A 23,698-nucleotide genomic window follows, 5' to 3' on the forward strand; every position below is an offset into this window, starting at 1 on the left:
CAGTGCTTCTTAAAAAAGAGCTCCGCGCATTCGGAGCTCTTGGCCAATCAGACAGTATATTTCTCAGCCTCAAAAATGCCTGCCGCCGCCTCGCGTTTTTTCTGAATCACGTTTTTAGGCGTTACGCGCGTCAGCTTGCGCAGAGCGGAAAGCATCATGCGGAGTGAATCTCCTTCTTCCATTGCGATAAGGGATTCCTTCGCATGCGCTTCAATTTCGTTAAAGGCCTCTTGAACGAAAATTTCTGTGTACAGCACCTTTTGCGCTGCTTTTTCAGCGCCTTGTGCGGCAATGGCCTTTTCCGTTCTGAGCACGGCTGATTCCATTGCGTATACATTGCTGACGATATCCGCTACGTTCACGAGAATTTCTTGCTCACGATCGATCGCTTTTCCGTATTTTTGCGCGGCTAGGCCGGCAGCAAACAACGCAATTTTTTTGGCTTGCTTGACGATATATTTCTCCTGCTCTAAGACGCCGCTTCCAGGCTCTTCAGGCATAAGCATCATGAGTTCTTCCTGCAGCGACTGCGCTTTTTCGAATAAAGGCAGCTCGCCTTTAAGCGCTTTTTTCAGGAAGGTGCTTGGCACGATTAACCTGTTGATTTCGTTTGTGCCTTCAAAAATCCGATTGATCCTTGAATCCCTATAGGCCCTTTCTACTTCGTACTCCTGCATAAAGCCGTAGCCTCCATGAATCTGCACGCCTTCATCAACGATATAATCAAGCGTTTCAGAGCCGAATACCTTATTCAGAGAGCATTCGATGGCGTATTCCGCAATCGATTTGGCGATTTGCCGGCCGTCCTTGAGATCTTCGGCCGTGAACTGGCTCATATTGTCTTCAAACAGCCCGACGGTTCTGTATACAGAGCTTTCCATCGCATACAGCCTTGAGGCCATTGTCCCGATTTTTTCCTGTGTCAATGAAAAACCAGCAATCGGCGTTTTAAATTGGCGGCGCTGATTTGCGTATGCCGCAGACAGCTCGATGACGCGTTTAGATGCGCCGATTGTGCCAACCGCCAGTTTGTAACGGCCGATGTTTAAAATATTAAAGGCGATGACATGCCCTTTGCCGATTTCTCCGAGCAGGTTTTCCTTTGGCACTTCAGCTTGATCCAGAATGAGGGTTCTTGTCGATGATCCCTTGATTCCCATTTTCTTTTCTTCCGGTCCCGTGGAGACACCCGGGAACTCTTTTTCTACAATAAAGGCTGAAAACTTGTCGCCGTCTACCTTAGCGTAAACCACAAATACATCGGCAAAAGCAGAGTTGGTAATCCACTGTTTTTCCCCTGTTAATACATAATGGGTTCCTGCTTCATTCAGCACAGCTGTTGTTTTTGCTCCAAGTGCATCAGACCCAGAGCCAGGCTCAGTCAGAGCATAAGCGGCGATCTTTTCGCCTGAAGCGAGTCCAGGCAAATATTTTTTCTTTTGTTCTTCTGACCCGAAAAAGACGATCGGCAAGGAACCGATACCGACATGCGCGCCATAAGAAAGAGAAAAGCTTCCCGCACGCGAAAATTTCTCAGTGATGAGTGCCGAGCTGATTTTATCTAGGCCGAGTCCTCCGTATTCTTCCGGCACATCGGCGCCAAGCAGCCCTAGTTCGCCCGCTTTCTTCAACAGTCTGACAGAATGCTCGAATTGGTGGTTTTCGATATCATCTATATGAGGGAGAACATCTTGCTCGATGAAATCCTCCGTTGTTTTCGCAATCATTTTATGCTCGTCAGTGAAATCCTCCGGTGTATACATTTGATCGTATGTGACATCCTCGATTAAAAATCCGCCGCCTTTTTGTACTTCAGCCGCTTTTTTTGCCATTTGTTTTTCCCCCTTTAGCATAATTCAAATACACCGGCCGCTCCCATCCCGCCGCCGATACACATGGTCACGACTCCAAATTGCTCGTTTCTCCGTTTCATTTCATGGATGAGTGAGAGTGTAAGCTTTGTGCCCGTACAGCCAAGCGGGTGTCCAAGCGCGATTGCGCCCCCGTTGACATTCACTTTTTCTTCATCAATTCCCAATTCCCTGATTACTTGAATGGCCTGTGAGGCAAAAGCTTCATTCAGTTCAAACAAGCCGATGTCCTGCAGCTGAAGTCCGGCAAGCTTCAAAGCGCGCGGAATTGCTTCCACCGGTCCGATTCCCATCACTTCCGGCGGCACGCCGCCTACGGCAAAGGAGCGGAATTTCACAAGCGGCGCCAGGCCAAGAGCATCGGCTTTTTCCCGGTCCATCAGCATGACAGCCGCCGCTCCGTCACTTGTCTGCGAAGAATTGCCCGCAGTCACCGTCCCGTCAACGGAAAAGGCCGGGCGCAATGTCGATAAGATGTCTGCAGTCGTTTGCGGGCGAACACCTTCATCCTGAGAAAATACAAATTGTTTTTCCTGAGGCTTATGGTTTTCTCCAATTTCTGTCACCGTCACTTCTACGGGTACAATTTCATCTTTAAATTTTCCTTCTGCAAGGGCTTTAGCGGCGTTTTGATGGCTGCGAACGGCAAACGCGTCTTGATCCTCACGGGAGACGCCGTATTTTTTCGCGACTTGCTCGGCTGTGTGGCCCATGCTCATATAATATTCCGGTGCCTTTTCTGCCAAAGCAAGGTTCGGACGGGTAACATGCCCCATCATCGGTACTTGCGACATGGATTCCGCTCCGCCGGCGATCGCTGTATCGTAGGCGCCGAGCATAATTTTTTCTGCTGCATATGCAATAGACTGAAGGCCTGAAGAGCAATAACGGTTAACTGTAATCGCCGGAACTGTGTACGGCAGGCCCGCGAGCGCACCGATATTTCTCGCCATATTAAGCCCCTGCTCCGCTTCAGGCGTTGCACAGCCAATAATCAAATCGTCAATATTGCCTTCGTAACCGCCTGCACGTTTCAGTGTCTCTTTTACACAAATCGCTCCCAAATCATCCGGGCGAACGGTGGCCAACGATCCTTTTTTTGCTTTTCCAACCGGTGTTCTTGCACCTGACACAATGACTGCCTCTTTCATAAGCTCCCTCCTAATTCCGTAAAGGTTTACCTTTCACAAGCATATGCTGCATTCTCGCTTGAGATTTTGCCTCTCCTGCCAAACTCAAAAACGCTTCTCTTTCGATCTCCAATAAATACTCTTCATCAACCTCTGTACCAAACGGCACTTTTCCGCCCGCAATGACATAAGCGAGTTTTTTCGCGATCTTGAAATCATGCTCAGATATATAGCCGGACAGCTTCATCTGCTCAGCGCCAAGCAATAGTGCTGCATAACCGGTTTCTCCCGGCACCTTGACCTTTTCTTTTACAGGCGGCCGCCAGCCGGTATCGTATAAAGATGCGGCCAGCTGCTTCGCATCGTATAACAGGTGGTCTTGATTCACGCTGATGTGATCCGTTTCTTTTAAGATGTTCATCTCACGAGCCTCTTGAGCGGAAGCGGACACTTTCGCCATCGCAATCGTTTCAAATGTTTTCATTGCCGCATTCATCGGATCAAGGCCGCGGCGTAGATGATTGATGTACAGCTCTTTGTTTCCCCCTCCGCCAGGGATGAGGCCGACACCTGATTCAACAAGGCCCATATAGGCTTCGCTTGCCGCTTGAATGCGCGCCGCAGGCAGGCATACTTCCGTTCCTCCGCCGAGCGTCATGCCAAATGGCGCGGCGACGACCGGTTTCGCACTGTATTTGATCTTCATCATCGTCTCCTGAAAACGGCGGATCACAAAATCAACTTCCAAAAAGTTGTCATCTTGGACTTCCATTAAGATCATGGCGAGATTCGCGCCGACGCAGAAATTTTTCCCTTGATTGCCGATGACAAGGCCCTTGTAATTCCGCTCTGTTTCCTCTAATCCTTTGTTGATCATTTGAATGATATCGAGGCCGATCGCATTGCTTTTCGAATGAAATTCAAGAAGGGCGACATCATCTCCAAGGTCAATTAAGCTTGCTCCGCTGTTTTTCGCAATCACGCCTTTTGTTTCTTTAAGTGCTTGTAAATGAATTCGTTTTTTGTTTTCTTTCACGGCTCTGTATTCGCCGCGGTCATAATAAAATACCGTTCCGTTCTCTTTGATGTAGAAGGTTTCATTTCCTTTGTCCAGCATCTCTTTTATCCAGCCAGGCATATCTGCTCCAAGCTGCTCGAGCTTTTCCGCTGACTGCCTGAGGCCGATGGCGTCCCACATCTCAAAAGGTCCCAGTTCCCAGCCGAATCCCCACTTCATGGCTTGGTCAATCGCATGAATATCGTCGGCAATCTCGCCAAGCAGCTCGGCTGAGTAAAGCAGGGTTTGAGAAGTGATATTCCACAGCAAACGGCCGGCCCTGTCATCCGAATAAATAAGCGCTTTCATTTTGACTTTTGTCCCTTTTGCCTGTTTTGCCGCTTCAAGTGCCGGTGATTTCATTTTTGTCCGCTCGCCGTAAGTAAGCGTCACTGGGTCAAGCTCATAAATCGTTTTTCCTTCTTTTTTATAAAAGCCTTGGCCGGCCTTGCTTCCGATCCACCCTTTTTCCAGCATATCGTTCATGAAGCTTGGAAGGCGAAACACTTCTTTTTCATCGCCATCAGCTTTGTCATACACATTTCGGGCAACGTGGGCGAATGTATCGAGGCCGACCACATCAAGCGTTCTAAAGGTGGCGCTTTTCGGCCTGCCGATCAGCGGTCCTGTGATCGAATCAACCTCCCCGACCTGATAACCGCCTTTCAGCATTTCTTGGACTGTCACGAGAAGCCCGTAAGTCCCGATTCGGTTTGCGATAAAGTTCGGTGTGTCCTTTGCTGTAACAACGCCTTTCCCGAGGACATTTTCTCCGAAAGCTGTCATAAACTTTAAAATATCAGGATCCGTTTCCTTAATCGGAATGATCTCCAGCAGCTTTAAATAGCGTGTGGGATTAAAAAAATGCGTTCCGAGAAAATGGGCTTTAAAATCATCCGACCGGCCTTCAGCCATTTCCTGCACTGATATGCCGGATGTGTTGCTTGAGACGATGCTTCCAGTCTTTCGATGTTCATCCACAAGAGCGAAAATTTTCTTTTTGACTTCAAGGTTTTCGACAACGACCTCAATAATCCAATCTGCTTCTTTCAGTTTTTCTGCATCATCCTCCAGATTGCCAGGTGTAATATAGGAGGTATTTTTCGCTGATGTGAGGGGAGCGGGCTTTTGTTTCAGCAGTTTTTTCATCGCCTGCCGGCTCAGCCTGCTGCGCACCTCCGGACTGTCCTTCGTCAGACCCCTTTTTTCCTCTTCCTTTGTCAAATCGTTCGGCACAATATCTAGCAGCAGGACAGGAATTCCGATGTTAGCCAAATGCGCCGCAATCCCGGAACCCATTACCCCCGATCCTAAAACGGCTGCCTTCCGAATGTGTTTGTGCATGAGATATCCCCCTTGAACATTGAATGAATAATCATTCATTTTTTGACCAAAAAAAATGAAACCCGTTTCTTCTTTCATCTTAAAAGATTTCCGGTTCGACTTCAATAGCTAATTTGTTATTTTTTTGTATGAAGCCTATAAAAGTCGGGCAACTTAAGTCCGGAGGTGAAGGGAATGGTACGAGAGAAAAAAAATCCGTCTTCAGCGGCAGTCAGCGCGGCGAGCGTAAAAGGAGATGCCGGTCCGACTCAGCATTACGGCGGCGGAAAACGGACAAGTCAAAATCAGCAGTATAAAAAACATAACATGGAACAATCATAATGCAGCTGCTTCCCGCGGCTGCTTTCACTTTTTCAAAATTCCTTTTAACACAAACGCTGCATTGGCAGGCCGTTCGGCAATTCTTCTCATAAAGTAGCTGAACCAGTCCGTTCCATATGGGACATACACACGCATTCTGTAGCCTTCCTTGGCGAGTTCCTTTTGACGCTCCGGCCTGATGCCGTATAGCATTTGAAACTCAAATTGCGACGCGGGGATTTGATGTTCGGCGACGAGCTGTTTCGTAAATTCAATGATGTCATCGTCATGTGTGGCGACAGCCGTGTAGTTCCCGCTTAACAACTGCAGCTTTATTAAGCTCTGTAAATGAAGGTCCGTTCCTCTTTTGTCAGGAAACGCTACAGCCGCAGATTCTTTATAAGCGCCTTTTACAAGTCTGAGATTCGGCTTTAAATCCCGCATCTTTCTGATATCTTCTGCCGCACGGTACAGATACGCCTGAATGACCGTGCCGAGCTTCTCAAATTCATGTTTGCATTTCCTGTAAATAGAAAGTGTCTGTTCATAATGAGAATAGTCTTCCATATCAATGGTCACAGCAACATCATATTGCTTCGCAACGGAAAGAATGGCGCGCAAATGAGTAAGAGCAAGTTCTTCTGAAAGATCGAGCCCGATTGAGGTCAGCTTAAGCGAAAGCTCTGAGTCCAATTGATGTTCGGCAATGGCTTGAATGGCTTTCTTGCATTCCTCCGCGACTTGATTTGCTTCTTTTTCTGAAGCTGCATACTCGCCTAAATAATCAATTGTTGCACACAAACCGGATCTGTTTAGCCTTTTGACGGTCTTAACCGCCGATTCAATCGTATCCCCTGCGACAAACCTTCGTGCTCCAAGCCGCGTTCCGTATGCTTTTGCGAACTTGGTAAGTGTTTTATTTTGAGATAAGAATAAAAACACATGTCTCAACATCCGACTCCCTCCCGCCGTCATCTTCAAAACCCTGTATATAACTCCCAGTCTGAAGGAAACTATAAAATGAACAGAAACCAAAGGAGGATCACAATGGATAATCAGCAGCAATCTCAAATGCCGCCTTCCGTTATTTCGACAAAGGATCATTTGTATCTCAATGACATGCTGAACTGGAATTTGCTCGCGATGAAAAAAGCGCATTTCATGGCGCAGCAGTGCCAGGATCAAACGTTAAAGCAAGAACTCGACCGCATCGGACACATGCATCATGATCACTATCAAAGAATATTAAAGCACCTGCAGCCAGGCCAGCAGCAGTCCGGCTACATCCAATAAGGAGGCGCCAGAATGAATCAGCAAAATCAAAAAATTAGCAATCCGCAGACACCTGTACCGACAACATCGGAAATGAATGACAGAGATTTCGTCAACGAATTGCTGACAACCGAAAAATACATGACAACAGCTTATTGCACTGCCTTGCACGAATTCAGCCACGAGTCTCTTTATCAGGATATTCAATCCATTTTTGATGAGTCACAAAAAGCGCAAAGAAAACTATATGATCTCATGTTCCAATATGGATGGTATTCTGTTGAAGCGGAGGATGCACAAAAGCTGCAGCAGTCCTATCAAAAATTCCAGCAGACCATTCAGCAGCAGTCTCCTTATCAGCAATAACAACATCAGTAAAAAGGATACGATGTTCTTTCGGGCATCTATCCTTTTTTTGTGTAAAATCAGTTGACTTTTCATTTACGCTTATTTATATTTAATAAGCATTAACTATTTTGTCATTAAAATATATATACAGTGTATGTAACAGAGGGGAAATGAATATGAAGAGTGCGGATCAGTTAATGTCCGATATTCAATTATCGCTTCAGGCGCTCTTTCAAAAGATACAGCCTGAAATGCTGGAAAGCATGGAGAAACAAGGTGTCACCCCAGCGCAGCTGTTTGTGCTGGCCAGCCTAAAGAAACACGGCAGCCTCAAAATTTCTGAAATTGCCGAGCGTATGGAGGTGAAGCCAAGCGCGGTGACGCTGATGGCAGATCGCCTTGAACAAAAAAATCTTATCGCCAGAACACACAACACAAAAGACAGGCGAGTGATTGATCTCAGTCTTACTGACGAAGGAGACAGAAAGTTCGAGGAGGTTTTGGCAGGCAGAAAGGCCATTATGGCGCGCTACCTTTCCTTTTTGACGGAGGAGGAAATGCTGCAGGCGGCGCATATTACTGCAAAGCTCGCACAAGCAGCAGAAACGGATGAAAAGCAAAACATGAAAAGAGGAAACGGATGAAAATGAGTAAAGAAGGCAAACAATCAAAACGAACGTTATTAATAACAGGCTTAATTATTGCCATGTTTTTTTCAGCCCTTGACGGTACTATTGTCGGAACGGCCATGCCTAAAATTGTCGGTGATCTGGGCGGTTTGAGCATGATGACCTGGCTGACAACGGCATATTTGTTAACATCAACAACCATTGTTCCAATTGCCGGTAAACTGGCTGATTTATTGGGACGCCGCATTGTCTATGTATCAGGTTTAATTATTTTCATGGCAGCTTCTGCTTTGTGCGGAATGGCCAACAACATGACGGAATTGATTATCTTCCGTGGACTGCAGGGAATCGGCGGAGGCATCATGATGCCGATGGCGATGATTGTCATCGGTGACTTGTTCACAGGAAAACAGCGTGCTAAATTCCAAGGTGTCTTTGGCGCAATTTACGGGCTGGCTTCAGTGATTGGGCCGCAAATCGGCGGCTGGATTGTAGACTCGTTAAACTGGAAATGGGTTTTCTATATTAACCTGCCAGTCGGAATTATTGCGGTTATTTTTATTGCCAGGGGATTACAGGGACGCCAGCAGACTGGGCCGATCAACTTCGATATCGCTGGTATTTTCACAATGATTGTGGGTGTGGTCAGCCTCCTGCTCGCCTTAAGCTTTGGCGGAAAAGATTATGCATGGGATTCATGGCAGATTCTTGGGTTGTTCGCTCTCGCACTGATCGGCATTGTCAGCTTTATCATCGTAGAATCAAAAGCAAAAGAGCCAATCCTGCCAATGTATTTATTTAAAAACAGAACATTTACATTTCTAAACTTGATCGGCTTCTTTATGAGTATCGGTATGTTTGGCGCCATTACGTTTGTTCCTTTCTTTATGCAAGGAATTGTCGGTGTAAGTGCGTCTGAATCGGGTACAATTATGACACCGATGATGATTTCTATGATTATCACAAGTATCATCGGCGGACAGCTTGTTTATAAAATCGGGATTAAACCGCAAATCATTGCAGGCATGCTGGTTATGGCCGGCGGATTCCTGCTGTTAACGACATTGGATCTCGACACGAGCAAGCTTGTCGCTACATCTTTTATGGCGATTATTGGTCTGGGAATGGGTCTTGTTATGCCGATTCTGACATTGGCTTTACAGGAAAGCTTTTCGAAGGAGGAGCTTGGAGTTGTCACTTCATCCAGCCAATTCTTCCGTTCTATCGGTGGAACATTCGGCATTACCATGCTGGGAGCCGTAATGAATGCGAGATCAGGAAATCTATTAACAGATAAATTGGTTCCATATTTAGACTCTCTTCCGGCACAGGCAAGCTCGTTTGCCGCCCAGCTAAAGGGTATGATTGATACAAATCCGCAAGGGCTGCTGCAATCACTGTTCAGTCCGGACGCGGTCAAACAAATCCCTGCGGCTTTCTCATCCCATATTGTGCCGATTTTAAAAACATCGTTGATGGATTCGCTCCACAGCGTGTTTTATACGGGCCTGATCTTTATCGCAGTCGGAGCCGTATTCACCTTGTTCTTAAAACCTATCAAGCTATCAAATAAGAAAGCGGAAGACCAACAAGAAAAAGAGAAGGCGGCAAAAGCCGTTGAATCACCTTCCCATTAATAGAGCACCCCGCGGGTATCAATCCGCGGGGTTTTTTATTCAATCATCTGGGCTCTTCCATTTCCGAAAGACCAATCCTCAGCCTGATTTCCGGCCAGCATGATAAACACATCTTCTTTTCTGACACCAAGCTCGGAATGAATCCGGCTCGCGATTGAGCGGTAAAGTGCTTTTTTCTGTTCAGTTGTTCTTGACTGTTTCAGTGTAAAATGAATGTATATCAGTTCATCAGTACGCTCGACTTGGAGATAAAATGGATCATAAAAAAATTCGCTTTTTTCATATTGTCTGATGACTTGAAAATAGTCATCTTCCGGCACATTGATTTCTTCAATCATCGATTGGTGGACAGTCCTGCTCAGTTTTTGAAGCCACGCTTCGCTTCTTCCCGACCGTAAATGAATCTGTACAAATGGCATCTCCCTGCACCCCTTTCTTTACAGCGTCTGTCCGCTGTCAATTGTGATAATTTGGCCTGTGAGTGATTCCTGTTCAATTAGTGAACAAATCAATTTGGCAACATCATCTGGTTCAGCAATACACTGCAGCGGCAAAGAGCCGATCATGCTTTTCATTTTTTCTTCCCGGCCGGCCCACCATCTCGTTGCCACAGCTCCTGGTGCTACACCGCTCACTCTGATTTCAGGTGCTAAGGCGTGGGCCAATGATTTCGTTAAACCGTGCACCGCCGATTTTGATACTGCATAAGGCATAGATGAGCCGGCACCAGTTACCCCTGCGATGCTGCCGACGTTTACGATCGCCCCGGCCTTGCTTTTCTTCATGAACGGAGCCACTGCCCGCGCGCAGAAAAACATCCCTTTCACATTGACGGCATACAGCTCATCCCATATGTCTTCTGTCGCAGCCTCAAGATTATCCATTGGAATATGCCGTGTAATGCTGGCATTGTTGACTAAAATATCAATCGGGCCGTATGTTTTCACGATTGATTGAACCATATCCTGCACGTCGCTGTTTTTGGATACATCTGCTTGGATGGCGAAGGCTTGCCAGCCAGCTTTTCGAATCTTTTCCACTGTTTCCTCCGCTTCTGATTGCGAGCGTGAATAATTCACCGCCACAATCGCCCCGCGCTTTGCCAATTCCATACTGGCTGCTTTTCCGATTCCTGTGCCGCCCCCCGTTACGAGAGCTATTTTGTTCAAGACATTCATTGCCGCCACTCCTTGCTGTTGACTAAAGTATATTTCTGATTCCATTGTAATCCAGCTTTGATGTTACGTATAATGATTGTTAAAGATACTAGATATCACTTAGATTGATAGCAAACGAACGGAGGAGTTCAAAATGGAAAGCGGAGATTTACGTGTGTTTCAAATGGTAGCTCGTGAAGGAACCATTACGAAAGCAGCCCTGCAGCTTGGCTATGTACAATCGAATGTCACGGCCAGAATTCAGCAATTGGAAGCTGAGCTGGGTACCACACTGTTTTTGCGCCATAATCGGGGCATGACACTTTCTGCAAGCGGAAAATTGCTGCTGGACTACGCAAATAAAATTATCGGCCTGCTTGATGAAGCGTCTAAAGCGCTCTCATCCTCCGCAGAACCAAGCGGGCCGCTTATGATCGGCTCCACTCAGACAACCGCCGCGGTAAGGCTTCCAAAGCTCCTGGCATCTTATTATGAAGAACATCCAAACGTCCAGCTATCTTTAACAACAGGACATACGCAATTTCTCCTTGATAAAGTTCTTCGTTATGAATTGGATGGCGCGTTTATCGGATGCGAATGCCATCATCCTGAGCTCGAATCCTATCCTGCGTTTGAAGAAGAACCAGTAGTTGTTTCGGCTGCCTCCGTGCCCGATGTTGAGGAAGCCATCACAAAGCCGATTCTCGTTTACAGCACAGGCTGTTCGTATCGAGAAACACTTGAAAAATGGCTGCGTTCCGTCGGTGTCACACAGCCGGTCATTATGGAATTTGGGACGCTTGAAGCAATTATCGGCGGAGTTACAGCAGGTCTTGGCATCTCGTTGCTGCCAAGAACGGTTGTGCAGAAACATGAAGCAGAAGGATCAATTCGATTGTACCCGCTGCCTGAAGCGCTCAGCCAGATGAAAACAGAGTTTATTGTTCGAAAAGATTCGTTTATCAGCAGCGCGCTGAGAACCTTTATGGATTCCTTTACGCCAGATAAAACGGCTGAATCACAAAAAAGCAGTCTGCAATAATGAACAGACTGCTTTTTGGCTATTGTTTGTTTCGATGCGCTTCATTTAATTCCTTAATATGCTGAATGATCTCTTTAATGCCCTGCTTTGCATCAGGGTATGTCGCATTCCAATGCTTAGCGAGCGGAGGCATGCTTTTGGCTATATGGGTGTACAAAATCCATTGCTTCACTTCTTCTTTTAGCTCATCGTTTGTCTCACCAAGCAGAAGCTCAGTATACTTCTCCAGCAATCCATCCAGCTGCTCCTGAAGTTTTTGTTCCATTTGCCATCTTCCTTTCGAAAAAACAGCAAGGAGCTTTCTCAATTGAAAGCTCCTTCGCTGCGTTATTTATCCATGCGATGTGAAAGCCGCTTCCTGGACAATGCATCTGCCCCTGCCATGAGGAATGCAAAGAGGCGTTCCGAAGAGCGGGTCCTGTGTAACCTGACAGTTCATAGAAAATACATTTTGCACAAGATCACAAGTGATGACCTCTTCCGGACGGCCTTCTGCATAAATCCGTTTATCTTTTATGGCCACAAGATGATGCGCATAGCGGCACGCCAAGTTTAAGTCATGGAGTACCATAACAATCGTCCGGCCTTCCTTTTCATTCAGCTCAAACAGCAAATCAAGAATTTCAATTTGATGCGTCATGTCTAAATACGTCGTCGGCTCGTCAAGAAGGATGATATCCGTTTCCTGGGCAAGCGTCATCGCAATCCAAGCCCGCTGGCGCTGTCCGCCTGACAAAGAATCAACGGCGCGGTCAGCCATGTCCTCAAGCTTTGTTGCTTTAAGCGCTCTTTCAACTGCTTCCTCATCCTCTTTTGACCACTGCTTCAGCCAGTTTTGGTAAGGATATCTTCCTTGCTTCACCAGCTGATGCACCGTCAGCCCCTCAGGAGCCGAAGGACCTTGAGGCAGGATTGCGAGCTCTTTTGCGACTTCCTTCGTCGGAAGCTTGGCAATCGCTCTTCCTTCCAGCAGCACTGAACCGCCTCTCGGCTTCATCAGGCGCGCTAATGAACGTAAAAGTGTCGATTTTCCGCAGCCATTGCTGCCAATAAATACGGTAATTTCACCTTTGGGAATTGTTAAATTCAACTCATCAATAATAACGGCATCCCCGTATCCTAAGCTCAGCGTTTCTGTAGAAATTGCACTCATACCCATAACCGCTCCTTTTTGCTGGCTTTTTAGCAGCACTATGTATTGCACGTTTTCTATATACATGCTTTTAAGTCAATTATCATCAATGCAAGTGATTCCGATATTCAGCCATTTGATATGGTCATATATCCCTCATTGTAGCAGAAAACACTGACTTTGAAAATCATTTTCAATTAGTTTTATGGACATAATTGACGTTTATGGGTTTTTTATCACAAGATTACTTCTTGATTTCTCTGATGGAGCCGTCCTTCAGCTTCAATTTTAAATCGATATGATCATAATGACTGTCCAGATTAAATGCTGCCAGCACACTGTGTATCACTTCTGTTTCAGCCATTTGGTCTGTCACGGAAAGCTCGCTCAGAATCATTTTCATCTCATCCAATGCTTCTTCTCCCTCCTGATTGACACCGGAGAGCTTATCCTGTATTTCCGCTTTTTCCTGAGTCCCGTTCTTTGTATAGATTCCTTCATAACGGTTATGCTCACCATCCCCGTAGCTCACACGAAGCGAAAAATTGCTGTAGGGAACGGACTTCAGCTGGGTGACGGCTGTATTTTCTCCTTCTGCCTGCTGCTGGTCTTCATTGAAACGGCAGCCCGCAATCAGAACCACTGCGAGACATACAGCCCCGGCTGCTCTGATCAAATGCATATGTTTCTCCCCCCTGTAGGATTCCATTTATTTTAGGTATATCCAGAGAATGAAATCCTCATTCAGAGAAGAATTGAAAAAGCCGGGGCATATAACGCCACGGCTTTTTCTTTAAGATTCGGTCATTTGTAAAAAGGTTTCGGCGTCACGCACAGCCAGCTTGATGGCATTCTCCCAGAAATCGCGCTTTGTGATGTCAGCGCCCAAATGCTTCATCGCCAAATCCTCCACTGTCATAGAAGCCGTATCGCGCAATAGCGCCATATACTTCTCTTCGAATGCATTTTTTTCTTCAAGCGCCAGCGCGTAAATGCCAAGAGAAAACAGGTAGCCGAATGTATAAGGGAAATTGTAAAACGGCACCCTCGTGATGTGAAAATGAAGCTTTGATGCCCAAAAAAGCGGATGATATTCTTCTAACGCATTGCAGTATGCCTCTCTTTGCGCCTCTTCCATCAGCTCATTCAAGCGGCTGGCCGGTACCACTCCCCGCTTTCGTTCCTCGTAGAATCTCGTTTCGAATAGAAATCTTGCGTGAATGTTCATGAAGAACGCAACGCTTCTTTGCACTTTATCCTCCAGAAGAACAAGCTTTTCTTCCCTCGTCTCGGCCTGCTGGACAGTCGCGTCCGCCACTATCATCTCTGCAAACGTTGAAGCTGTTTCTGCAACGTTCATGGCGTAGGAACGGTTTAACGGCCTGACGTTGAGCATTGCTTCCTGATGGAACGCGTGCCCGAGTTCATGCGCAAGGGTAGAGACATTTGAGGCGCTTCCCGAAAATGTCATGAAAATCCGGGATTCCCCGCTGTCCGGAAAACTGGTGCAAAAGCCGCCGACTCTTTTTCCGCTCCTGTCTTCCGCCTCAATCCAGCCGTCCCGAAACGCTTTTTCAGTGAATGAGGACAGTTTTTTGCCAAACGTTGAAAACTGGCTGGTAATGATATTTGCGGCTTCATCATACGAATAGACCTTTCCGTCAGAACCGATCGGTGCCTCGACATCGTACCAGCTGAGTTTTTCAAGGCCGAGCATGGATGCTTTCCGGTTCAAAAACTGAACGAACGGCTTCTTGTTTTCAGTGATGACCTGCCACATCGTATCAAGTGTTTCTTTTTTCATCCTGTTAATTTGCAGCGGTTCCTTCAGGACATTCTCCCAACCGCGCGCTTTATAGGTTTCAAGCCGGAATCCCGCCAAATGATTCAGCGTGCTGCTGAAAATATCTTGCTTACTCTCCCAAGCTTGGCGGAAACGTTCATATACTGTTTTTCTGACAGTACGGTCTTGATGGTCCATCATATTCTCCGCCTGACCGACAGACAATTGCTTGTTTTCACCGTTTTCCTCATACGGGATCGTCATTTTCCCGACAATCATATTGTATAAGTCACTCCAAGCGTGATATCCGTCCACCGCAAGGTTCCCGATCAGTTTTTCTTTACCGGGGCTAAGCTTTTCGGCAACCCTCTGTCTTCTTTCATTTAATATGTAAGAAACATCGCGCAATCCCGGTTTTGTTAACAACCTATTCCACACTTCTTGATCAATGTCCACAAGTTTATGATCTAATGTAACGAGCGACGATTGAAAATCTGCGGAAAGCCGGTTCATGAGTGCCTGATGCTCTATAGCCTTTTGATCATTGATATTCTGGGCCTGAAGACAGGCAACAAACGCGCCGGCCTGCTGAAGCTTGACGGATGTCTGTTCGAATAAATCAAGCAACGCGGTCAGCCCTTCAGCCTCTTCAGGCGATTCAGGCACCTGAAACGCATCAGTCCTGTCTTGAAATGCACGCAGACTTTGTGACAGCTTCTCAATATAACCTTTGAATTCTTCCGATTGGCTCCCGCCCTTAAAAAATGAATCAAGATCCCATCTTTGGCCTACCCCTTGCAGCGCCATATCACAAAACCCCTTTCCTTCTTTCGTTCTATTATAGAACAATTCTGAATTGTTGTATAAAAATTTCTTTTTACAGGCGTCATCTCCTGTTCAGGATAGTACAATAGCTGTAGCCGTTTAATAGGAGGTATAGGATGAATAAAAAAATAGCCATCGTAACAGGAGCGTCCAGCGGCTTCGGTCTGCTGGCAGCTGTAAAGCTTGCCCGATCATTTTTCGTGATAGCCACATCAAGACAGCCTGAAAAAGCGGAACAGCTTCGAGAATTGGCTGCAGCACACAATGTGTCTGATTCTATTCACATTACAGCTCTCGATGTCACCGATGAACAATCTATAGTCTCATTCGGAAAAGCCATTAGTGCTTACGCCCCGATCGACTTACTCGTTAACAACGCCGGAACGGCTTATGGAGGATTTATCGAGGATGTGCCGATGGAACATTTCAGAGAACAATTTGAAACGAATGTCTTCGGTGTGATCCATGTGACAAAAACCGTTCTCCCTTACATAAGAAAGCATGGCGGCGCAAAGATTATAAACGTGAGCAGCATCAGCGGACTGACCGGATTCCCAGCGCTGTCGCCATATGTTTCTTCCAAGCATGCATTGGAAGGTTTTTCTGAAAGCCTGCGTATCGAGCTGCTTCCGTTCGGTATCGAAACCGCTTTGATCGAGCCGGGCTCATACAAGACATCGATCTGGTCAACGTCATTATCAAATTTTATGTCGGTGCCTGCTGACGATTCAGCCTATCATCAATACTATAAAAAGATCCTTTCCTACGTTGAAAAAAACGGAGAAGAAAGCGGAGATCCCCAAGAGGTTGCCGACCTCATTTATCAATTGGCAACAAAACAGCATATCAAGAAATTGCGATACCCGATCGGAAAGGGCATCAAGCTCACCCTGCTGTTCCGATCGCTTTTTCCTTGGTCTGCGTGGGAGTCTATCCTGAAGAAAAAGCTATTCAGCTGATCTAAATTATAATTATTATAATTTAGTATTGATTTTTATTTAGTATATGATATAATTAAGTCAACAGATCACAAGGAGGACGTTATCTTATGAAAACTGAAAACGCAAAAACAAATCAAACATTAGTTGAGAATTCAATGAACACACAATTATCAAACTGGTTTCTTTTATACTCTAAGCTCCACCGTTTTCATTGGTATGTGAAAGGGCCTCATTTCTTTACATTGCACGAGAAATTTGAAGAACTTTATGACCATGCGGCTGAAACAGTGGATACCATCGCTGAGCGCCTGCTGGCGATTGGCGGACAGCCTGTTGCCACAGTGAAAGAATACACTGAGCATGCATCTATCACAGACGACGGAAACGAAACATCAGCTTCAGAAATGGTACAAGCATTGGTAAACGACTACAAACAAATCAGCAGCGAATCTAAATTCGTGATCGGCCTGGCTGAAGAAAATCAAGACAATGCGACAGCGGACTTGTTTGTCGGATTAATTGAAGAAGTTGAAAAACAAGTGTGGATGCTTTCCTCTTACTTAGGATAAAAAAAGCTGAACCCTATTTGGGTTCAGCTTTTTGTTTTTTTCTTAGCTTGAACTGCTTTCTGTCTGCTTGGTCAGTGTCGCGTTCAACGTTTTCGTTTTTCCCTTTCGCAGCACTTGGATTGTTGTTTTATCTCCGACTTTTAAGTCTTTGTAAAGGATCTGACGGATATCCGCACTGCTTTCCACGTCTTTACCGTTTAGTTTGACAATGACATCCTCAGATTTAATACCTGCTTTTTCTGCCGGCGAATTTGCTTGAACTTCTTTTACATAAACACCTTTGCCCAATTGATCTCCAAACAGGCCGAGCGTATTTTCCTGATAGGTTTCAGGAACTTGTGACATGTCAATCATCTGCACGCCTAAAAACGGACGGTCCACCTTCCCGTTTTGCAGCAGCTGGTCAACAATCGGCTCGACATCATTGCTTGGGATCGCAAATCCAAGTGATTCCACGCCGCTTTCGCTCACCTTCAAGCTGTTGATGCCGATGACCTGGCCGCTTGCATTGATTAATGGGCCTCCGCTGTTCCCCGGATTGATCGCTGCATCGGTTTGCAGCACGTTCATTTCCACCGTCCCTTGTGTTGTATCCACATCAATTGTCCGGTTCAGTCCGCTAATGATGCCTTGTGTCACCGTACCGGAAAACTGCTGTCCGAGCGGGTTACCGATAGCGATTACCTTTTCGCCAGTGCGCAGCTGTGAAGAATCACCAAAGCTCGCCACTTTTTTGACGTTCTTGCTGCTGATTTCCAAAACTGCCAAATCAGTAATGGTATCGCTGCCGACAAGCTTGGCAGTTTCCGTTTCTCCGTTGTATAGCGTAACAGTCAGCTTGTTCGCGCCTTCAACGACATGGTTGTTTGTAATGATATACGCTTTATCGCTGTCTTTTTTGAAAATAACACCTGACCCGGTTCCGCTTTCACTTTCTGAGCTGGAGCCTCCTCCCGTGCCGAATGTGTTATTTTGAGAGGTTTGGATATTTGAGATTCCGACAATCGTAGGCTCTAAATCCTCTACCATATCAGCGATGTTTGATGCGTTCGTTATCGGCGCCGTTGTAAAATTATCAGACTGCACCTGTTTATTTGCGGAAGCGGTTTCGGTCGCCTGATTTTGGTCTGACGGCAGATAAGGCGCGATGCCAAGCATGAGGCCCCCGCCGATAATACCGCCTAAAATCGGGCTCAGCCATGCGGCTCTCCGTTTCTTTTCTTTTTTCACAGCCGTTTCTTGCTTTTCCATTTCTAAAGCAGAAGCCGTTTCCTGCCGTCCCGCTTCATACGACACAGGCGCGTCAAGCAATTCTTGTTCAGAATGTCCAATCAGCTTCTGGTTTTCTGTATTCTGCTGTTCTGTATGTGAAGGTTCAGTTTGATGTTGATCGTTTTGGCCATCACGTCGATAATCCATGTTCTTACACTCCTTTAACGGTTATTCATTTATCGTTACATATTCATCGCATGTACAAGTTCAATTGTCCCAATAATGAGGAGAAAAGCAAAGCACCAAAATAGAATATGTTTGATCATCCTACATCTTCCTCGCTCTTTTTCTCTTCCTTTCTTCCCTTATACATATCATAAACAAACATTGTGGGATAAAAATGAAAAGAATATGTGAAATTATGAAAATTGCCTGCCGTATGTTAAAACTAGTTTATAATGACGTTGAAAGGATGTGAAGAGCCTTGTCATACACCATTTATCTAGTTGAAGATGAGGATAACCTGAATGAACTGCTGACGAAGTATTTAGAGAATGAGGGCTGGAACATTACATCTTTTACGAAAGGTGAAGACGCCAGAAAGAAAATGACACCGTCTCCCCACCTATGGATTCTCGATATCATGCTGCCGGATACCGACGGCTATACATTAATAAAAGAAATCAAGGCGAAAGATCCTGACGTGCCGGTCATTTTTATTTCCGCCCGAGATGCGGATATTGACAGAGTGCTTGGCTTAGAGCTTGGCAGCAATGACTACATTTCCAAGCCGTTTCTGCCGCGGGAGCTGATTATCCGTGTGCAAAAGCTGCTGCAGCTCGTATATAAGGAAGCTCCTCCTGTCCAAAAAAATGAAATTGCCGTCTCCTCGTATCGGGTTGCTGAAGACGCCCGCGAGGTTTATGACGAAAACGGGAATATCATCAATTTGACGTCAAAGGAATTTGATCTGCTGCTATTATTTATCCATCATAAAGGGCATCCATACTCTCGTGAGGATATCCTCCTAAAAGTGTGGGGACATGACTACTTCGGAACAGATCGGGTCGTTGATGATCTCGTCCGGAGACTGCGCAGAAAGATGCCTGAATTGAAGGTGGAGACGATTTACGGTTTCGGCTACAGGATGATGTCATCATGAAAAACAAGCCGCTCGCGTTTCAGATATGGGTTGTCATATCCGGCATCCTGTTAGCGATATCGATTTTACTGCTTGTGTTATTTTCAAACACGCTGCGAGATTTTTTCACTAATGAAACGTATACGACGATTGAAAATGAGCAGCATGTGCTGACAGAGTACCGCCTGCCAGGTTCGATTGAAAGGCGCTATTACAGCGAGGAAGCGACGGCGCCGACAACTGTCCGCTCCGTACAGCACGTGCTCCTTCCTGAAAATGAAGAGGCTTCTTCAGACAAGGATTTAAGCATTCTGTCATCTTCATTTATCCACAAGGTGTACAAGCTGGCTGATAAGCAGGAAGCTAAAAAGAAACGTTACAGCGCCGACGTCAATGGAGAGAAAGTGTTTTTTGTCATTAAAAAGGGACTTTCCGTCAATGGACAATCAGCGATGATGCTCTCTTACGCGCTTGATTCTTATCGGGACGATTTGGCCTATACCTTGTTCAAACAGCTTCTGTTTATTATAGCTGTCGTCATTTTATTAAGCTGGATTCCGGCTATTTGGCTTGCAAAGTATTTATCAAGGCCTCTTGTATCATTTGAAAAACACGTCAAACGGATTTCTGAACAGGATTGGGATGACCCAGTAAAAGTGGATCGGAAAGATGAAATCGGCAAATTGGGCCATACCATCGAAGAGATGCGCCAAAAGCTTGTGCAAAAGGATGAAACAGAAAGAACTCTATTGCAAAATATCTCTCATGATTTAAAAACGCCGGTCATGGTCATCAGAGGCTATACACAATCAATTAAAGACGGGATTTTTCCTAAAGGAGACCTTGAAAACACTGTAGATGTTATTGAATGCGAAGCCCTTAAGCTGGAGAAAAAAATAAAGGATTTATTATATTTAACGAAGCTGGATTATTTAGCGAAGCAAAAAGTGCAGCACGACATGTTCAGTATTGTGGAAGTGACAGAAGAAGTCATCGAACGATTGAAGTGGGCGCGGAAAGAACTATCGTGGGAAATTGATGTAGAAGAGGATATTTTGATGCCGGGCGATCCGGAGCAATGGAACAAACTCCTCGAAAACATTCTGGAAAATCAAATCCGCTATGCTGAGACAAAAATAGAAATCAGCATGAAACAAGATGATCGAAATATCGTGATCACCATTAAAAATGACGGTCCGCATATTGAAGATGAGATGCTCTCCAGCCTCTATGAGCCTTTTAATAAAGGGAAGAAAGGCGAATTCGGCATTGGTCTAAGCATCGTAAAACGAATTTTAACTCTTCATAAGGCATCTATCTCAATTGAAAATGACAAAACGGGTGTAACGTACCGCATAGCAGTGCCAAAATAGACTGTAGATGTTTTGCAGTCTATTTTTTTATGTGAAAGAATAGCCGTTAAAATCTCTGTAATTTGTTTTGAGCGGCTGTTTGCATTGATGAACCCATTTTTTCTCTGACAAGGTCTGCTTCGGATATTTGACTTTCTCCACTTTGATTCCTCTGTTTCGCAAGCGGCTGATCATTTCGTCCAATTCTCTCATTCTAGATTCACCCTTTCGCTTGAGCTTTGACCATTCGGTCATCTCAATTTATAATATAAATAATACATGATAAAAAAACAAGTTACAATAAGGTTAATTTTATAACAGACGGTGTGACTATATGGTCATATCCTAGCAGGCCTCCGGGCTCCGAAAGGGTGGAACCATTGAAGGAAAAAGAAAAACTGATTATTGAAACAGCCTTAAAACTATTTGCCCAAAAAGGATACAACTCAACATCAGTTCAGGAAATCGCAAAAGAATGCAAAATATCTAAAGGCGCTTTTTATATTTATTTTCCTTCGAAAGAAGCGCTTCTTCTCTCTATGCTGAACTACTATTATGATAAAACATTTACCCGAATTTTAAATATTAAAACGAAGGGCGACAGCCCCAGAACGGCTTACCGTAAACAACTGACCGTCCTCTATGAAAACATTCTTGAACACAAAGATTTTATCAGTATGCAGTTGAAGGAAGGTTCTCTGCCTTACACAGAAGAAGTGGAGCAATGCGCAAAAAAAATCCGCCAGTCCTCACTTCAATTTCATATCGACAGCCTGCTGAACATCTATGGAAAAAAAGCGGAACCGTACACTGCTGAGCTTTGTTTTTTAATAGAGGGCATCAGCCAGATTTACCTGGAATGCATGATTTTGCTCGGGTACACTGTGAAGCCGTCTCAATTAGCTGATATCATTATGAATCGAATAGATGATATGGTAAAAGGCATGTCTGAACGAAACGATAAGCCTTTCATCACATTGGAAGAGGCGAGCTCTTTATTCGGGCCTCTTACGCACGGACGGCCTGACCCGCTGACTGAATCAATTGTGAAAAGCCTACGTGACAAAATTAACAGCTTAAACACAAACTCCTCTCTTGAATTATCGGAGAGCTTGGACATACTTGAAGCAGAAATGAAGAAAAAAACACCGAAGCTGGCGATCATAAAAGGAATGATTCATAATCTGACGGAGTCTGAAGCTCTCGCCAAAGATGCGGAGCAGCTTAAATATTTATTAAAACAGCAACATATTTAGAAGAACGGCTGCTTAAAAAGCAGCCGTTCTTTCTTTCTATTACGCCTTTGGTTTTACCATGTCTTCCGGCTTAACCATTTCGTTAAATTGCTCCTCTGTCAGCAATTCAAGCTTCAAAGCTGCTTCTTTGAGCGTCAATCCCTCTTTATGGGCAAGCTTGGCGATTTTCGCCGCGTTTTCATAACCTATATGCGGGTTCAGCGCCGTAACAAGCATTAATGAATTTGACAGGTTTTCCTGAATGGTTTCTTTATTAGGCTCAATACCGACAGCACATTTATCATGGAATGAATTCATGCCGTCACTGAGCAGCTGCACAGATTGCAGGAAGTTGTAAATAATAACAGGCTTAAACACGTTCAGTTCAAAGTTTCCCTGACTCGCAGCAAAGCCGATTGTCGCATCGTTCCCCATGATTTGCGCTGCGATCATTGTTAACGCTTCGCTTTGTGTCGGGTTGACTTTACCAGGCATAATGGAGCTTCCCGGCTCATTTTCAGGAATGACGATCTCGCCGATGCCGCAGCGAGGTCCGCTTGCGAGCCATCTGACATCGTTCGCGATTTTCATTAAGTCAGCCGCAAGCGCTTTTAATGCGCCATGCGCATAAGTGATTTCGTCATGGCTTGTCAGCGCGTGGAATTTATTCGGTGAACTGCTAAACGTTTGGCCGGTCAGCTTAGTGATCTCTTCTGAGACAAGCTCTCCAAACTCTGGGTGGGCGTTGATACCCGTTCCGACAGCCGTTCCACCAATTGCAAGCGCACGCATTTTATCTGTCGCTTCCAAAATCATTTCCTTCGAACGGTCCAGCATGTGAACCCATCCGCTGATTTCCTGTCCGAGGGTCAGTGGCGTAGCATCCTGAAGATGCGTGCGCCCGATTTTGACAATATCATTGTATGCTTTTGCTTTTTCATCCAGTGTATTGCGAAGCTGATCAAGCGCCGGCACAAGCTGCTCGTAAACAGCCAAAACAGCGGCAACATGCATCGCAGTCGGGAATGTGTCGTTTGAGCTTTGGCTTCGGTTCACGTCATCATTTGGATGAATCGTTTGATCAGAGTTCTTCTCTTTTAATAAAGCAGTCGCACGGTTGGCTACCACTTCGTTCATGTTCATATTGCTTTGTGTGCCGCTTCCGGTCTGCCATACGACAAGCGGGAAGTTGTCATCGTACTTGCCTTTGAGCACATCATCACAAACCGCTGCAATCGCTTCTGCTTTTTCAGCATCCAGATTGCCGAGGCGTTTATTAGCTAGAGCTGTGCTTCGTTTTAATATTGCAAACGCCTTCACAACACGCATCGGCATTTTTTCAGAACCGATCTTAAAGTTCTCCTTGCTTCGCTGTGTTTGGGCGCCCCAAAATTTATCAGCAGGAACTTTTACTTCTCCCATGGTGTCTCGTTCAATTCTGTATTCCATTTATGTATCCCTCCATAACGGTTGCTTCAATAGATCATAATTCGCCAATGACACAAAAAATCCTTTTTATTTTTCGATCTTGGCAGATTTTAATTTTAATTCAAGATATACGCGGGAATCCTTTGAATATTTGTATTTTGGATTCGTCCTTCCGTACTCCTTTGATGTATAAGAGACATCATAATGCTTTTCAAATGATCTAATGAGCTGTTCAATTTCTTCTTGTTTTCCAGCTAGCCTTACCTGTGCCACTTCGTATCCTCCGCTTTCAT

25 protein-coding genes are annotated in these 23,698 nt (G+C 45.3%); 11 read left to right on the forward strand and 14 right to left on the reverse strand.

The window, feature by feature from the left end; translation table 11 throughout:
- Positions 1 to 47: 47 nt before the first annotated feature.
- From fadE to KXZ66_RS16970, 3 genes are read right to left on the reverse strand one after another with little or no spacing between them, the layout of a single operon-like run.
- A complete protein-coding gene (gene fadE / locus KXZ66_RS16960) occupies positions 48 to 1,832 on the reverse strand; it encodes an acyl-CoA dehydrogenase FadE (protein ID WP_095315018.1) in 1,785 nt (594 codons plus the stop codon).
- Positions 1,833 to 1,846: 14 nt separating this feature from the next.
- Positions 1,847 to 3,022 carry an acetyl-CoA C-acetyltransferase gene (locus KXZ66_RS16965; RefSeq protein WP_029318441.1) on the reverse strand — a complete coding sequence of 392 codons (1,176 nt, stop codon included), beginning with the start codon at positions 3,020 to 3,022 and terminating at the stop codon, positions 1,847 to 1,849.
- Positions 3,023 to 3,032: 10 nt separating this feature from the next.
- Entirely contained in the window at positions 3,033 to 5,402 is a 2,370-nt protein-coding gene (locus KXZ66_RS16970; protein ID WP_165634582.1) for a 3-hydroxyacyl-CoA dehydrogenase/enoyl-CoA hydratase family protein, read from the reverse strand.
- A 174-nt stretch (positions 5,403 to 5,576) separates the two neighbouring features.
- Between KXZ66_RS16970 and KXZ66_RS16975 the strand changes: the two genes are divergently transcribed.
- Entirely contained in the window at positions 5,577 to 5,723 is a 147-nt protein-coding gene (locus KXZ66_RS16975) for a YuzL family protein (RefSeq protein ID WP_003240817.1), read from the forward strand.
- A gap of 24 nt (positions 5,724 to 5,747) precedes the next feature.
- On the opposite strand, the gene KXZ66_RS16980 is transcribed toward KXZ66_RS16975, so the two are convergent.
- Entirely contained in the window at positions 5,748 to 6,656 is a 909-nt protein-coding gene (locus KXZ66_RS16980; RefSeq protein ID WP_151870060.1) for a proline dehydrogenase family protein, read from the reverse strand.
- Between the two features lie 93 nt (positions 6,657 to 6,749).
- On the opposite strand from KXZ66_RS16980, the gene KXZ66_RS16985 reads away from it, so the two are divergent.
- From KXZ66_RS16985 to mdtP, 4 genes are all read left to right on the forward strand, one after another.
- Entirely contained in the window at positions 6,750 to 6,995 is a 246-nt protein-coding gene (locus KXZ66_RS16985; protein WP_014480799.1) for a hypothetical protein, read from the forward strand.
- A gap of 12 nt (positions 6,996 to 7,007) precedes the next feature.
- The gene (locus KXZ66_RS16990) at positions 7,008 to 7,340 is read left to right on the forward strand and encodes a spore coat protein (RefSeq protein ID WP_003222766.1); all 333 of its coding nucleotides are present in this window, start codon (positions 7,008 to 7,010) and stop codon (positions 7,338 to 7,340) included.
- A gap of 158 nt (positions 7,341 to 7,498) precedes the next feature.
- A complete protein-coding gene (mdtR, locus tag KXZ66_RS16995; protein WP_014480800.1) occupies positions 7,499 to 7,966 on the forward strand; it encodes a MarR family transcriptional regulator MdtR in 468 nt (155 codons plus the stop codon).
- Positions 7,963 to 9,588: a multidrug efflux MFS transporter MdtP gene (gene mdtP, locus KXZ66_RS17000; protein ID WP_021480565.1), complete on the forward strand. Its 1,626-nt coding sequence runs from the start codon at positions 7,963 to 7,965 to the stop codon at positions 9,586 to 9,588. The genes mdtR and mdtP overlap by 4 nt, the downstream gene beginning before the upstream one ends.
- A 35-nt stretch (positions 9,589 to 9,623) precedes the next feature.
- Here the strand turns inward: mdtP and KXZ66_RS17005 are convergent, their stop codons facing one another.
- Both KXZ66_RS17005 and KXZ66_RS17010 read right to left on the reverse strand, forming a co-directional pair.
- Positions 9,624 to 10,007 carry a tautomerase family protein gene (locus tag KXZ66_RS17005; RefSeq protein WP_015251261.1) on the reverse strand — a complete coding sequence of 128 codons (384 nt, stop codon included), beginning with the start codon at positions 10,005 to 10,007 and terminating at the stop codon, positions 9,624 to 9,626.
- A gap of 18 nt (positions 10,008 to 10,025) precedes the next feature.
- Positions 10,026 to 10,766: an SDR family NAD(P)-dependent oxidoreductase gene (locus tag KXZ66_RS17010; RefSeq protein ID WP_151870059.1), complete on the reverse strand. Its 741-nt coding sequence runs from the start codon at positions 10,764 to 10,766 to the stop codon at positions 10,026 to 10,028.
- Positions 10,767 to 10,899: 133 nt separating this feature from the next.
- Between KXZ66_RS17010 and KXZ66_RS17015 the strand changes: the two genes are divergently transcribed.
- The gene (locus KXZ66_RS17015; RefSeq protein ID WP_021480567.1) at positions 10,900 to 11,787 is read left to right on the forward strand and encodes a LysR family transcriptional regulator; all 888 of its coding nucleotides are present in this window, start codon (positions 10,900 to 10,902) and stop codon (positions 11,785 to 11,787) included.
- A 19-nt stretch (positions 11,788 to 11,806) separates the two neighbouring features.
- Here the strand turns inward: KXZ66_RS17015 and KXZ66_RS17020 are convergent, their stop codons facing one another.
- The 4 genes from KXZ66_RS17020 to KXZ66_RS17035 all read right to left on the reverse strand — a co-directional run bounded on the left by KXZ66_RS17020 (position 11,807) and on the right by KXZ66_RS17035 (position 15,509).
- Positions 11,807 to 12,094 carry a YusU family protein gene (locus KXZ66_RS17020; protein ID WP_021480568.1) on the reverse strand — a complete coding sequence of 96 codons (288 nt, stop codon included), beginning with the start codon at positions 12,092 to 12,094 and terminating at the stop codon, positions 11,807 to 11,809.
- A 24-nt stretch (positions 12,095 to 12,118) separates the two neighbouring features.
- On the reverse strand, positions 12,119 to 12,946 hold the full coding sequence (locus tag KXZ66_RS17025; RefSeq protein ID WP_080265401.1) for an ABC transporter ATP-binding protein: 828 nt from the start codon (positions 12,944 to 12,946) through the stop codon (positions 12,119 to 12,121).
- Between the two features lie 217 nt (positions 12,947 to 13,163).
- Positions 13,164 to 13,601, reverse strand: coding sequence for a YusW family protein (locus KXZ66_RS17030; protein ID WP_014477935.1), 438 nt, complete (start codon positions 13,599 to 13,601; stop codon positions 13,164 to 13,166).
- Between the two features lie 111 nt (positions 13,602 to 13,712).
- On the reverse strand, positions 13,713 to 15,509 hold the full coding sequence (locus KXZ66_RS17035; protein ID WP_072175788.1) for a M3 family oligoendopeptidase: 1,797 nt from the start codon (positions 15,507 to 15,509) through the stop codon (positions 13,713 to 13,715).
- Between the two features lie 134 nt (positions 15,510 to 15,643).
- Between KXZ66_RS17035 and KXZ66_RS17040 the strand changes: the two genes are divergently transcribed.
- On the forward strand, positions 15,644 to 16,486 hold the full coding sequence (locus tag KXZ66_RS17040) for an oxidoreductase (RefSeq protein WP_072173519.1): 843 nt from the start codon (positions 15,644 to 15,646) through the stop codon (positions 16,484 to 16,486).
- 89 nt (positions 16,487 to 16,575) lie between these two features.
- Positions 16,576 to 17,037 (forward strand): metalloregulation DNA-binding stress protein MgrA, encoded by a 462-nt coding sequence (mrgA, locus tag KXZ66_RS17045; protein ID WP_064671603.1) that lies wholly within the window; start codon positions 16,576 to 16,578, stop codon positions 17,035 to 17,037.
- A 42-nt stretch (positions 17,038 to 17,079) separates the two neighbouring features.
- On the opposite strand, the gene htrB is transcribed toward mrgA, so the two are convergent.
- Positions 17,080 to 18,456, reverse strand: coding sequence for a serine protease Do-like protein HtrB (htrB, locus tag KXZ66_RS17050; protein ID WP_032726833.1), 1,377 nt, complete (start codon positions 18,454 to 18,456; stop codon positions 17,080 to 17,082).
- Between the two features lie 277 nt (positions 18,457 to 18,733).
- On the opposite strand from htrB, the gene cssR reads away from it, so the two are divergent.
- Together cssR and cssS are read left to right on the forward strand one after the other, a co-directional pair.
- Positions 18,734 to 19,411, forward strand: coding sequence for a two-component system response regulator CssR (gene cssR, locus KXZ66_RS17055; protein ID WP_003228529.1), 678 nt, complete (start codon positions 18,734 to 18,736; stop codon positions 19,409 to 19,411).
- Entirely contained in the window at positions 19,408 to 20,763 is a 1,356-nt protein-coding gene (gene cssS, locus KXZ66_RS17060; protein WP_003228527.1) for a two-component system sensor histidine kinase CssS, read from the forward strand. The genes cssR and cssS overlap by 4 nt, the downstream gene beginning before the upstream one ends.
- Positions 20,764 to 20,790: 27 nt before the next feature.
- Here the strand turns inward: cssS and spxO are convergent, their stop codons facing one another.
- The gene (gene spxO, locus KXZ66_RS17065) at positions 20,791 to 20,955 is read right to left on the reverse strand and encodes an anti-adapter protein SpxO (RefSeq protein ID WP_003221681.1); all 165 of its coding nucleotides are present in this window, start codon (positions 20,953 to 20,955) and stop codon (positions 20,791 to 20,793) included.
- Between the two features lie 167 nt (positions 20,956 to 21,122).
- On the opposite strand from spxO, the gene KXZ66_RS17070 reads away from it, so the two are divergent.
- Positions 21,123 to 21,998, forward strand: coding sequence for a TetR/AcrR family transcriptional regulator (locus tag KXZ66_RS17070; RefSeq protein WP_003243192.1), 876 nt, complete (start codon positions 21,123 to 21,125; stop codon positions 21,996 to 21,998).
- Positions 21,999 to 22,037: 39 nt separating this feature from the next.
- Here KXZ66_RS17070 and fumC read toward each other — a convergent pair whose 3' ends face one another.
- Positions 22,038 to 23,426 carry a class II fumarate hydratase gene (gene fumC / locus KXZ66_RS17075; RefSeq protein WP_003228523.1) on the reverse strand — a complete coding sequence of 463 codons (1,389 nt, stop codon included), beginning with the start codon at positions 23,424 to 23,426 and terminating at the stop codon, positions 22,038 to 22,040.
- 66 nt (positions 23,427 to 23,492) lie between these two features.
- The gene (locus KXZ66_RS17080; RefSeq protein WP_003221676.1) at positions 23,493 to 23,678 is read right to left on the reverse strand and encodes a YvzF family protein; all 186 of its coding nucleotides are present in this window, start codon (positions 23,676 to 23,678) and stop codon (positions 23,493 to 23,495) included.
- Positions 23,679 to 23,698: the final 20 nt, after the last annotated feature.

This window comes from Bacillus sp. LJBS17 (assembly GCF_019334685.1).
Taxonomy (GTDB): domain Bacteria; phylum Bacillota; class Bacilli; order Bacillales; family Bacillaceae; genus Bacillus; species Bacillus subtilis.